General features: G+C 63.9%; 8 protein-coding genes and 1 pseudogene. 6 read left to right on the top strand and 3 right to left on the bottom strand.

What is annotated here, in order from left to right; all coding sequences use genetic code 11:
- The first annotated feature begins 175 nt into the window (after positions 1-175).
- Positions 176-1,435 (top strand): class I SAM-dependent methyltransferase, encoded by a 1,260-nt coding sequence (locus tag ACLP9N_RS37965; RefSeq protein WP_442412216.1) that lies wholly within the window; start codon positions 176-178, stop codon positions 1,433-1,435.
- Here the strand turns inward: ACLP9N_RS37965 and ACLP9N_RS37960 are convergent.
- Entirely contained in the window at positions 1,396-1,569 is a 174-nt protein-coding gene (locus ACLP9N_RS37960) for a hypothetical protein (RefSeq protein WP_442412218.1), read from the bottom strand. The genes ACLP9N_RS37965 and ACLP9N_RS37960 overlap by 40 nt on opposite strands.
- Positions 1,570-1,999: 430 nt before the next feature.
- Here ACLP9N_RS37960 and ACLP9N_RS37955 point away from each other — a divergent pair, with 430 nt between their 5' ends.
- Positions 2,000-3,223, top strand: coding sequence for a methyltransferase domain-containing protein (locus tag ACLP9N_RS37955; protein WP_442412215.1), 1,224 nt, complete (start codon positions 2,000-2,002; stop codon positions 3,221-3,223).
- Between the two features lie 2 nt (positions 3,224-3,225).
- Here the strand turns inward: ACLP9N_RS37955 and ACLP9N_RS37950 are convergent, their stop codons facing one another.
- Together ACLP9N_RS37950 and ACLP9N_RS37945 are read right to left on the bottom strand one after the other, a co-directional pair.
- Positions 3,226-6,942 (bottom strand): multifunctional oxoglutarate decarboxylase/oxoglutarate dehydrogenase thiamine pyrophosphate-binding subunit/dihydrolipoyllysine-residue succinyltransferase subunit, encoded by a 3,717-nt coding sequence (locus ACLP9N_RS37950; protein WP_442412214.1) that lies wholly within the window; start codon positions 6,940-6,942, stop codon positions 3,226-3,228.
- 191 nt (positions 6,943-7,133) lie between these two features.
- Entirely contained in the window at positions 7,134-7,943 is an 810-nt protein-coding gene (locus ACLP9N_RS37945; RefSeq protein ID WP_442412213.1) for a hypothetical protein, read from the bottom strand.
- A gap of 165 nt (positions 7,944-8,108) precedes the next feature.
- On the opposite strand from ACLP9N_RS37945, the gene ACLP9N_RS37940 reads away from it, so the two are divergent.
- From ACLP9N_RS37940 to ACLP9N_RS37925, 4 genes and pseudogenes are all read left to right on the top strand, one after another.
- Positions 8,109-9,917: an MFS transporter gene (locus ACLP9N_RS37940; RefSeq protein WP_442412217.1), complete on the top strand. Its 1,809-nt coding sequence runs from the start codon at positions 8,109-8,111 to the stop codon at positions 9,915-9,917.
- A gap of 224 nt (positions 9,918-10,141) precedes the next feature.
- Positions 10,142-10,750 (top strand): ParA family protein, encoded by a 609-nt coding sequence (locus tag ACLP9N_RS37935; protein ID WP_442412212.1) that lies wholly within the window; start codon positions 10,142-10,144, stop codon positions 10,748-10,750.
- Entirely contained in the window at positions 10,747-11,199 is a 453-nt protein-coding gene (locus tag ACLP9N_RS37930) for a hypothetical protein (protein WP_442412211.1), read from the top strand. The genes ACLP9N_RS37935 and ACLP9N_RS37930 overlap by 4 nt, the downstream gene beginning before the upstream one ends.
- Before the next feature lie 374 nt (positions 11,200-11,573).
- A pseudogene (locus ACLP9N_RS37925) lies at positions 11,574-11,932 on the top strand (hypothetical protein).
- Positions 11,933-12,203: the final 271 nt, after the last annotated feature.

The raw sequence follows: 12,203 nt of genomic DNA, 5'->3' as shown, positions 1-12,203 counted from the left end.
AGATCATCAGGCACACCCCATCATCGCGTGTACCCGGCAATCAGCCGTGCACCCCGATCGGTGTGTTACTGACCCACGCTCCTAGGCGCTTACGGCATCTGATCGTCAAGGTGTTGTCGATGCGGCTGCGCGCGATCCTCGATCAACGGCTGACCACAAAGGAGCCAGCGCTGAAGTGAAGTTCGATCCGCGCGCCGATGTTGTCACCAGCCAGTACGAGCGGTGGAGGTACCCACAACCTATACAAGACCTCGACGCATGGTCCGCTAACAACTGGGAATGGTTCGACCCTGTCCACGCTCACCGAATCTTGTGGCCCGATCGGGAATACAAACCCGACCTCGATATTCTGATTGCGGGTTGCGGCACCAACCAAGCCGCAATTTTTGCGTACGCGAACCCTGCTGCGAGAGTAGTGGCGGTCGATATTAGCCAGCCGTCCCTGGACCATCAGCAATATCTTAAAGACAAGCACGGGCTGTGGAACCTGGAGTTGCATCTGCTTCCGATCGAAGAGCTGCCAACGCTGGGTCTTGACTTCGATCTCATTATGTCGACCGGCGTTTTGCATCACCTGGCAGATCCACTGGCAGGCATGAAAGCACTCGCCGGCTGCCTGCGGCGGGACGGCGCTCTAGGTGTCATGCTCTATGCGAAGTACGGCCGAATCGGAGTCGAACTGCTTCAATCGGTCTTTCGCGACTTGGGGCTGCGTCAAGACGATGCATCGGTTCAAATGGTCAAAGAGACGATATCGGTGCTATCGCCAGATCACCTTGTAAAAAGCTTTCTCAAACTCGTGCCGCAGGATTTTTTGAAGTACGATGCCGGCGTGGTGGATTTATTTTTGCACGGTCGCGAGCGTAGTTACACCGTCGATGACTGTATTGATCTTGTCACCTCGGCCGGACTCGTATGTCAGGGATGGCTCCACAAGTCGCCGTATTACCCGGACAGTTTGTGTTCACCGGCGACCGAGCTCTACGCAGCCGTAGACGCATTGCCTGAAACTAAGATCTGGTCCGCGATGGAACGTCTCAATACGATGAACGGTAGCCATAAGTTCATTGCGTGCCGTCCCGACCGACCGAAAGAAGGCTACACCATTGATTTTTCGACGGAGGGCTCCCTCGATTATGTTCCGCTGATGCGCTTGCGTTGCGGTCTGTCCGGCAATGAGGTTTTTCGGCCGAATTGGCGTATGAACCTCAACTCAGCTCAGTTGCCCTTTGTGCAGCATGTCGATGGCCGTCGCACGATTCGAGAGATTGCTGAGCGCGTGTCGCAAAGTGGGGAGTCGCGGCGAGCCAGCGCGGCTGACCTCGAGAAATTCGGCCGCAAGCTATTTCAGTCGCTGTGGCGTCTCGATTTTCTTGCGATGGCCCTGAACGCGACTCACATCGTTAGGCCACGTGCCAAACGGAGAACCACATGAAGCCTGCGTGCCGGCCTGATTCGTTCCGGCCTGATTCGTTTGACCCACACCAGTTTCACCGCCCGATCCCCGGCCGGCAGATCCCGAACCCAAGTTGGGCGCCGATCATGCAACCGGGCCTGCGCCCCGCACACCGGGCACCAGCCAGTGGTCGCGGTCGTCTCAATGGCGTACTCGACCTGGCCATCGCGCTGCGAGACGGCCAACACAGCGATGTTTTCCAGCCCGGCATTGCGGTGGCGCTACCGTTCTCAATCATCTCGGGCATTTCTGTCCGTGTTCGGAACACCACGAATCATCAGGCCCCAGACCCATCCCCAGGGTCAGGCAGACAACCGTATCCCCTTGAGCACTACCACGTTTCATTGCGAAGACCCAGTAAACCAGCCGTATCAACTCAAGATGAACAAGTTGCCCATCACGGCGCGGTCGTCGGGTCCTTGCGTGCAGAGAGGGCGGCGGCCCATAATCCTGCCGTGGAAGGGGGCGGATCCGGGATACTCTCACCAACTAGCGATCCTCAATGCTCGATCAACGGCTGACCGCGAAGGAGCCACCACTGAAATGAAAGATGATCCACGCAGCGATGTTGTCGTCCGCCAGTACGAGCGGTGGCGGTACCCACGCCCCATACAAGACCTCGAAGGATGGATCGCTGGTAACTGGGAATGGTTCGACCCTTCCCACGCTCACCGGACCTTGTGGCCCGATCGGGAATACAAACCCGACCTCGACATTCTGATTGCGGGTTGCGGCACCAACCAGGCGGCGGTTTTTGCGTACACGAACCCCGCTGCGAGAGTGGTGGCGGTCGATATCAGCCAGCCGTCACTGGACCATCAGCAATATCTGAAAGACAAGCACGGGCTGTGGAACCTGGAGTTGCATCTGCTTCCGATCGAAGAGCTGCCCACTCTGGGACTCGAATTCGACCTCATCGTATCGACCGGCGTTTTGCATCACCTGGCAGATCCGTCGGCAGGCATGGAAGCGCTCAAGAGCTGCCTGCGAAAGGACGGCGCTATTGCTGTGATGCTCTACGCGAAGTACGGCCGAATCGGAGTCGAAGTGCTGGAATCGGTCTTTCGTGACATGGGGCTGGGTCAGGACGATGCATCGGTCCAAATAGTCAAAGAAATGATTTCCGTGCTGTCGCCGGATCACCCTGTCCAACGCTATCTCGCGGTAGCTCGGGATTTGCAGGAGTCCGATGCCGCCATGGTGGATACGTTCCTGCACGGTCGCCAGCGCAGCTACAGCATCGAAGAGTGTGTCGATCTCGTCACCTCGGCCGGGCTGGCATTTCAGGGCTTGCTCCTCAAGGCGCCGTATTACCCGCATGATTTGTTCGCGCCGGGGACCGAGGCCGCTCGGGCCGTCAACGACTTGCCTGAGGCCAAGCTCTGGTCCGTGATGGAACGTATCCAGACATCGAATGCCTGCCACTTTTTCATGGCTTGCCGTGAGGACCGGCCGAAAATGAGCTACACCATTGATTTTTCGGCAGAGGATTCGGCCGATTATGTGCCGATGTTCCGCATGCGGTGCGGTCTGGCCGGCTCTGAGATCTTCCGGTCGGATTGGCGCATGAACCTCAATGGGGCTCAATTGCCGTTCGTGCGGGGCATCGATGGCCGTCGCACGATTCGCGAGATTGCTGCGGACGTGGCGCAGAGTGGAGGGCGGCGAGGTGATGCGGCTGAACTCGAGATATTCGCCAGCAAGCTATTTCAGTCGCTGTGGCGTCTCGATTTTCTCGCGATGGGCCTGAATGCGAAAGCCTCCTAAATTCAGCTGAACGCCGTGTCGAGGATCTCCTGCTGCTCGACGGCGTGCACCTTCGACGAACCCGACGACGGGGCCGACATCGCGCGGCGCGAAATGCGCTTCAGTCCGGTCAACTTGTCCGGCAGCAGCTCGGGTAGCTCCAGCCCGAACCGCGGCCATGCGCCCTGGTTGGCCGGCTCCTCCTGGACCCAGAAGAACTGGGTGGCATTCGGGTAGCGGTCCAATGTTTCGTCCAGCCGGCGTTTCGGCAGCGGGGCAAGCTGTTCGATGCGCACGATCGCCACGTCGTCGCGCTGGTCCTTGGCTTTGCGGGCCGCCAGCTCGTAATAGACCTTGCCGCTGGTCAGCAGGATCCGGGTGACCTTGCCACGGTCGCCGACGCCGTCCTCGTAGGTGGGCTCCTCCAGCACCGAGCGGAACTTGATCTCGGTGAAGTCCTTGATGTCGCTGACCGCGGCCTTGTTGCGCAACATCGACTTCGGCGTGAACACGATCAGCGGGCGCTGGATACCGTCCAGGGCGTGCCGGCGCAACAGGTGGAAGTAGTTGGACGGAGTCGACGGCACCGCAATGGTCATCGAACCCTCCGCCCACAGCTGCAGGAAGCGTTCGATCCGGCCCGAGGTGTGGTCGGGGCCCTGCCCCTCGTGTCCGTGCGGCAGCAGCAGCACCACGTTGGACAACTGTCCCCACTTGGCCTCACCAGAGCTGATGAACTCGTCGATGATCGACTGTGCGCCGTTGACGAAGTCGCCGAACTGCGCCTCCCACAGCACAAGTGCGTCCGGGTTGCCCACGGTGTAGCCGTACTCGAAACCGACAGCGGCGTACTCCGACAGCGGTGAGTCGTAAACCAGGAACTTGCCGCCGGTCGGGGTGCCGTCTTTGTTGGTCGCCAGCAGTTGCAGCGGCGTGAACTCCTCGCCGGTGTTGCGGTCGATGATCACCGAATGCCGCTGGGAGAAGGTGCCGCGCCGGGTGTCTTGGCCCGAGAGCCGCACCAGCTTGCCGTCGGCCACGAGTGAACCCAGGGCCAGCAGCTCGCCGAAGGCCCAGTCGATCTTGCCTTCATATGCCATCTCCCGGCGCCTCTCCAGCACCGGTTGCACGCGCGGGTGCACGGTGAAGCCCTCCGGCATGGCCAAAAACGCGTCGCCGATCCGGGCCAGCAGCGCTTTGTCCACCGCGGTGGACAGCCCCGCGGGGATCATCTGGTTGGACTCAACCGACGCACTCGGCAGTGCGCCGTGCTTCTCCAGATCGCGGACCTCGTTGAACACACGCTCCAGTTGGCCCTGGTAGTCGCGCAGCGCGTCCTCGGCCTCCTTCAGCGAGATGTCGCCGCGGCCGATTAGGGCCTCGGTGTAGCTCTTGCGGGCCCCGCGCTTGGTGTCGACGACGTCGTACATGTACGGGTTCGTCATTGACGGGTCGTCGCCCTCGTTGTGCCCGCGCCGGCGGTAGCACAGCATGTCGATGATGACGTCGTTGTGGAACTTCTGCCGGAAGTCCACGGCCAGACGTGCCACCCACTCGCAGGCCTCCGGGTCGTCGCCGTTGACGTGGAAGATCGGCGCCCCAATCATTTTCGCGACGTCGGTGCAGTATTCGCTGGACCGGGAGAACTCCGGTGCGGTGGTGAAACCGATCTGGTTGTTGACGATGAAGTGGATGGTGCCGCCGACGCGGTAGCCGGGCAGGTTGGCCAGGTTCAGCGTTTCGGCGACCACTCCCTGGCCGGCGAAGGCGGCATCGCCGTGCATCATCATCGGCACCACCGAGAAGCCGCCTTCGGCGGCAGAGCCCTTTTCCAGCAGGTCCTGCTTGGCCCGGACCAGGCCCTCCAGCACCGGGTCGACGGCTTCCAGGTGCGACGGGTTGGCCGTCAGCGACACCTGAATGTCGTTGTCGCCGAACATCTGTAAGTACACGCCGGTGGCGCCGAGGTGGTACTTGACGTCGCCGGAGCCATGGGCCTGCGACGGGTTCAGATTGCCCTCGAACTCGCTGAATATCTGCGAGTACGGTTTGCCGACGATGTTGGCCAGCACGTTGAGCCGGCCGCGGTGCGGCATCCCGATCACCACTTCGTCGAGGCCGTGCTCGGCGCACTGGTCGATCGCGGAGTCCATCATCGGGATCACGCTTTCGGCGCCTTCCAGCGAGAACCGCTTCTGCCCAACGTATTTGGTTTGCAGGAAGGTTTCGAAAGCCTCGGCGGCGTTCAGCTTGCTCAGGATGTATTTCTGTTGGGCCACAGTCGGTTTGACGTGTTTGGTCTCGACCCGCTGCTCCAGCCATTCCTGTTGTTCGGGGTCGAGGATGTGGGTGTACTCGACGCCGATGTGGCGGCAGTAGGCGTCGCGCAGCAAGCCCAGAACGTCGCGCAGCTTCTTGTACTCACAACCGGCAAAGCCGTTGACCTTGAACACCCGATCGAGATCCCACAGCGTCAGGCCGTGCTTCAGCACCTCGAGATCAGGGTGACTGCGGAACCGGGTCTTGTCCAACCGCAACGGGTCGATGTCGGCCATCAGATGCCCGCGGTTGCGGTAGGCCGCGATCAACTCCATCACCCGGGCGTTCTTGTCGACGATCGAGTCCGGGTTGTCGGTGCTCCACCGCACCGGCAGGTACGGATTGCCCAGCTCGCGGAAGATCTCGTCCCAGAAGGCATCCGAGAGGAGCATCTCGTGGATGGTGCGCAGGAAGTCGCCGGATTCCGCGCCCTGGATGATGCGGTGATCGTAGGTCGAGGTCAGGGTGATCAGCTTGCCGATACCCAACTCGGCGATGCGCTCCTCGCTGGCGCCCTGGAACTCGGCCGGGTATTCCATCGCGCCGACGCCGATGATGGCGCCCTGGCCGGCCATCAGCCGCGGCACCGAGTGCACGGTGCCGATGGTTCCGGGATTGGTCAGCGAAATCGTCACGCCGGCAAAGTCTTCGGCGGTGAGCTTGCCGTCACGGGCCCGGCGGACGATGTCTTCGTAGGCGGTGACGAACTGCGCGAATCGCAACTCTTCGCAACGCTTGATCCCGGCCACCACCAGGGAGCGTTTGCCGTCCTTGCCCTGCAGGTCGATCGCCAGGCCCAGATTGGTGTGGGCCGGCGTGACCGCGGTGGGCTTGCCGTCGACCTCGGCGTAGTGCCGGTTCATGTTCGGGAACTTCTTGACGGCCTGCACCAGCGCGTAGCCCAGCAGGTGCGTGAACGAGATCTTGCCGCCGCGAGTGCGCTTGAGCTGGTTGTTGATCACGGTTCGGTTGTCGATCAGCAGCTTGGCCGGAATGGCCCGGACACTGGTCGCCGTCGGCACGTCCAGCGACGCGGACATGTTCTTGACGACGGCCGCGGCGGCGCCGCGCAGCACCTGCACCTCGTCACCTTCGGCCGGCGGGGGAGTGGCGGCTTTCGGTGCAGCTGGGGCCGGTGCCGCATCTGGCGTGGTCGGCGCACCGTTGCCTGCCGTCGGGGCGGGTTCGGCGGGCGCGGCAGTCACAGCCGACGGCTGAGCGGGCGCAGCCGGCTTTGCCTGCGGGGCGGCCGCAGCCGGCTGCCCGTCGGCGGGGGGCGCTTCGGGGGCCGCTTCGGGGTTGTAGTCGACCAGGAACTCATGCCAGCTCGGATCGACCGAAGAGGGGTCGTCGCGGAACTTGCGGTACATCTCCTCGACCAGCCACTCGTTTTGCCCGAATGGTGAACTTGTGTTGCCCACGGCCGCTGTTCGCCTCGATTCCTTTGTCCTGCAGGGTCATTGCAAGCGCATTGCGCGACGCCTGCGACTTTTCCCACCCCGGGCGGCGGGGTACCTCACATCGGCGGCGGTCGGTAAGATCGCCGCCCCATAAAGGCTAGCGCTTTGTCGGCAATACGCGAGAGAGACCCGGGAACCCTGGACGAGGTGGTCTAGCCGGCGTCGCGAATGGGCGGCAGCACATACAGGGTGACTGGCCAGCGCGCCGGCGGGGCGCCGAACGCTGTCCGCGCATTGCGGACAATCTTCTTGCCCACCAGCCGGTTGCCAATGGCACCGATAATGGCGCCGATGCCGACCGGCAGCAGCTTGCCGAACATCAGCGCGCCGCGTTTCAGTGTGAATCGCCTGACGAAGTATTTGAGCATCTGCGAGTTGAATTTCGATATCGCGGGCAGCGGCAGCGAGGCCATGCTTTCTGACACCCAGGCGCCGGTGGTGCGGCCCGGTCCGAGCAGTTCGGCGACGGCATCCTTGCTGTTGTCGCCGACCAGCACCGCCAGCACCAGGGCACGGCGCCGTTCCCGGTGGTCCAGGGGGATGCCGTAGACCGAGGCCAGGGCCAGCACGAACAGCGCGGTGGCCTCCAGGACCACCGCGGTTTCTCCAGCGGCCGCAGACAAAGCGGCCAAGGTGCCGATCCCGGGAAGCGTCGCGACCACACCCACCGCCGCCCCGCTGGCTGTCAGGACGGACACGAAGCGTTTCTCGAGTTTTGTTGCGATTTGGGCCGGGCTGGCGGCCGGGTGGGCGCGACGCAGGCGGGCTACATACGCATCGGCCGCCGGACCCTGTATCCGCGAACTACGTTCGATGACCTGTGCCAATGCCTGCGCAGACCTTTTGGGCCGACCGCCTGTCGTGGCCGGCATTTCCTCCGGTGTTGACATCTTTCGTCGAGCGCTCATATTGCCTCTCCTGCCAATGGCGTCCCTCCAGGCTAACGCGCGGCTCGCAGCCAATCGCCCCACACGGAATAATGCCCGCATTGGGGGGAAGCCGGTCGTCCGAACGGGGTCGGGCAGGATGGATTATCGATGACCTATGCACTGACGGTGCCGGGCTGGAGCCTTGCCGGCTTCATCAGACGATGGAACCGGGAAAGCCCCTGGAACGCGCTGTGGGCGATGATGATCGGCTTCTTCATGATCATGGTCGATTCGACCATCGTCGCCATCGCCAACCCGACCATCATGGCCGACCTGCGGATCGGCTACGACGCGGTCATCTGGGTGACCAGCTCCTACCTGCTGGGATATGCGGTGGTGTTGCTGGTCGCCGGGCGGCTCGGTGACCGGTTCGGCACCAAGAACCTCTACCTGATCGGGCTGGTGACGTTCACCCTGGCGTCGCTGTGGTGCGGACTGGCGGGCAGCGCGGCCATGCTGATCGCGGCTCGCGTCGTGCAAGGTGTTGGCGCCGGGGTGCTCACCCCGCAGACCTTGTCGACGATCACCCGGATCTTCCCGTACCAGCGCCGCGGCGCCGCGATGAGCGTGTGGGGTGCGACCGCCGGCGCCGCCAGCCTGGTCGGGCCGCTGGCCGGCGGCGTGCTGGTCGACAGTTTGGGTTGGGAGTGGATCTTCTTCGTCAACCTTCCGATCGGCGTCGTCGGCCTGGCGCTGGCGGTGTGGCTGGTCCCGGCGCTGCCCACCCGGGCGCACCGGTTCGACCTGCCCGGCGTCGGGTTGTCCGCGGCGGGCGTGTTCGCCATCGTGTTCGGGCTGCAGCAGGGCCAGTCTGCGGGTTGGGCGCCGTGGATCTGGGCCGTCATCGTCGCCGGCATCGGGCTCATGGCGACGTTCGTCTACTGGCAATCGGTCAACCCCCGCGAGCCGCTTATTCCGCTGGACATCTTCGGCGACCGCAACTTCAGCCTGTGCAACGTCGGCGCCGCGATCATCGCGTTCACCACGACGGCGATGATGCTGCCGATGATGTTCTATGCGCAGGCGGTATGCGGGCTCTCGCCGACCCGCTCGGCCTTGCTGATCGCCCCGCTGGCGATCGCCAACGGTGTGCTCGCGCCGTTCGTCGGCATGATCATCGACAGGTTCCCGCCGCTGCCCGTGCTCGGTTTCGGCTTTTCGGTGCTGGCGATCGGATTGACCTGGCTCTCCTTCGAGATGGCCCCGGGCACGCCGATCTGGCGGCTGGCGCTGGCGTTCGGCGCAATCGGCGTCGGGATGGCGTTTGTGTGGGCGCCGCTGACCGCCACCGCCACCCGCAACCTGCCGCCGCGCCTGGCCGGCGCGAGCTCTGGCGTGTACAACACGACGCGACAGCTCGGGGCGGTGCTCGGCAGCGCGGGCATGGCCGCGTTCATGACGTCGCGCATCGGCGCCCAGCTGCCCCGCGGCGGGCACATCCCCACCGGCGCCGGCACGCTGCGGATGCCCGCGTTCCTGCGCGAGCCGTTCTCGGCCGCGATGTCGCAGTCGATACTGCTGCCGGCGTTCATCGCCTTGTTCGGCGTGGTCGCCGCACTGTTTTTGGTCGACGTGATCGGTTCGACACGCGAGGGACGAATGCCCGAATCTCGCGACACGGCCGGTCCGGGGCATGACGACTATGACGACTACGACGGCTATGACGATGGTGACGACTACGTCGAGTACATCCTGCGTCGCGAACCGGACATCAGAGCAGACGAAGCGGAGTTCGACACCGAGCCGTGGCGCCCCGATGTGTGGCACAGCTTCCCCGACGAGCCCGTTTCGGCGCCGCGAGCTGTACCGATTGGCTTCGTGCACAACGGTTTTCATGTCGACGACGGGCGGCGTTTTCGTCCGGTCGGCCAGTTCTCTCCCGCACGGCGCCCGGCCGGTCCCGGGGGGACGCGCGCACCGCAGCGGCTCGCCGGGGGCGAGCCGCTGCGCAACAAGCACCGTCGCGCCGGCCCGGAAGACCCGGCACCCGGGCGTCATTCCTCTTAATAAGGCTCAGTAAAGATCGGCCCGAACCGCCCGCGCAGCGCCGTACCTCGGGGTATGGTGCTGTCGAGTTGGACTAATTGAGCGTGTAGTCGCGTTTGGTCTCGACGTTGCCGCCCGCCGTTGAGGACCATCGACCCTATTGACCGATGGGGGAGGGGGGAGATGCTCGACGTCACGCGAAAACACACCCGCATCTATAGACATGTATGGAGATTTGCTGCCTCGTGATCTGGTCACTCGTGCACACCAAGGGCGGGGTCGGGAAGACCACGACGGCAATGTATTTGGCGGCGGCTGCGGTGCGGCGCGGGGTTCCGGTACGTGTCGTTGATGCCGATCCGCAGGGGTCGGCGTCGTCGTGGGCTGATCGGGCGGCGTATCGGGGGACGCCGTTGCCGTTTGACGTCAGCCCGGCGATGGCGGCGGGTGTGCGGGTGTTGTCGAGTGAGCCCGACGAGTTGATCCTGATTGATACCCCACCTGGGACGGCATCGGTGATCGATGCGGCGATTGACGCAGCCGACCTGGTGATCATTCCGACGGGGGCTCGCGCCGCGGACATCGACCGGGTGTGGCCGACGCTGGATATCACCAAGCACCGGCCCACGACGATTCTGCTCACGCTGGTGGATATGCGGAAGGTCGAGGCGGTGGAGATGCCGCGCGGCTTGGCCGAGGCCAACGCTCCAGTGCTGCGGTGCATCGTGCGGGATCTGGCCGCAATCGAGCGCGCATTCGGCCACGGGATCCCGCGGCATCTGGGAGACTACGAAGACGTGTTCGACGAGCTGGTGACGGCAGCGGGAATCGAGAAAGAGGCCGCGAAGGCATGACGGAGAAGCTCTCGGCGACCGACGCAGTGCGCGCCGCGGTGATCCGCCGGCCTACCGGGGCCGCGGCGACGGCGCGGGCGGCGAGTACGTTCCAGGGCGACGATGCCGGTGGGACCACTCCGTTGGCGTCGGGGGTGGTGTACGAGGCGATGCGCACCACGCTGCACCTGCTTCCGGCGACGCGTACTGCCCTCAAACGGCGCGCATTGGACCAGGAGACCACCATGGGTGACCTGATTCGCGCCGCCATCAGCTCGGCGCTGCAGGACCCGTCAGGGCTGGCTGCGGCGTCGATGGAGCAGCGCGGCGCGAGCGGCGGTGTCCGGACCACGCTCGACTTGCCGCGCAGTGTGCACCGGACGCTTAAGCTGTTGGCGGCCGATGAGGACACGAGCCTGCAAGCGCTTCTGGTGGCCGCCATCGTGCAGACCTACCCTGATCTGGGTTAATGCGTTTATGGAACGACATATACGCATCAAGATGTACGCGCATATGGCTGGCTACGTTTATGCCTACATATATAGATGTATAGATCCAGCCCCTCGGTTGATCGAGCAATAACCCCCCAAAAGCCCGCGGCCTGGGAGCACCCCATCCATGCATGTGGCCAGCCGGCACGCTCAATCGCCTCCCATGCTGGACCGGGCAGGACAGGACGGGGCACCTCCTCGGCCGGCACCCGGTCGATAGCGAAGTACAGCAGGGGGCCTGCGCCGGTGATGGTGGACGAGTTGGCGCGAGCCGGGGGTGCGCGGCCAAACCTTTCGCGATCGGCGCCGTACCCCTCGACCGTTGTTGACGGCGAAGCGTTAGCTTCGGTGGGGTGATTACCGGGGCCTTCCTCGCCGAAGCGGCTGCGGTGGTGTGGAGAACAAATCGACGTGTCGGGCGGCGTGCTGTCCGGATTTGAGGTCGGACCTGATCGGCAGGTCCAGTTTGTGCTTGTGGTGCTGACCCAGGCTGAGACTGATAGTCCGGTCGGGCGTGTTGAGGTAGAGATCATGCCTCTGACGGATGACGAGCGGCTGGTCGTCGAGTATGAGCTGCCAGAAGCCGCAGCCGGCGGCGAAATCGGATTCGCTTCTCAAACATCGAGGTGAGGCTGCCGGTGAATGGCCGTTGGGTGTTTGTGGTGACTGCGGCGCTGGAACGTTCTCGTTCCCGCTGCAGGTGAGTAGCTGACGCGGCTCGCTGAGCCGCGGCGGAGCGTGCACACAACGGAATGCGCCGGCGCAGGACCTCACCGACGCGATGCCCCAGCTGTGTGCAAGTCAGCCTCAAAGCTGGGCCTGGTAGCTCGGCGACGAGGGCGGGCGGCTGGGCCTTGCTCCCGCCGCCGGCGCTCCTGCACCGCAGCGCGGAGCGCTGAGATTCAGCTAGGCCTTGCACCTAAAAATCTTCAGCGCGTGTGACGCGGTGTGCGCGGGCGCGTCGGATCGCCGCGTCGAAGCGC

The organism is Mycobacterium sp., assembly GCF_052144515.1.
In the GTDB taxonomy this organism is placed as follows: domain Bacteria; phylum Actinomycetota; class Actinomycetes; order Mycobacteriales; family Mycobacteriaceae; genus Mycobacterium.
This window is presented reverse-complemented; position numbering and strand designations above follow the sequence as displayed.

Bases quoted from the DNA above. Each gene is read 5' to 3' on its own strand.
- ACLP9N_RS37930 (WP_442412211.1), top strand. From the start codon at position 10,747: ATGACGGAGAAGCTCTCGGCGACCGACGCAGTGCGCGCCGCGGTGATC.
- ACLP9N_RS37955 (WP_442412215.1), top strand. From the start codon at position 2,000: ATGAAAGATGATCCACGCAGCGATGTTGTCGTCCGCCAGTACGAGCGG.
- ACLP9N_RS37940 (WP_442412217.1), top strand. From the start codon at position 8,109: ATGATGATCGGCTTCTTCATGATCATGGTCGATTCGACCATCGTCGCC.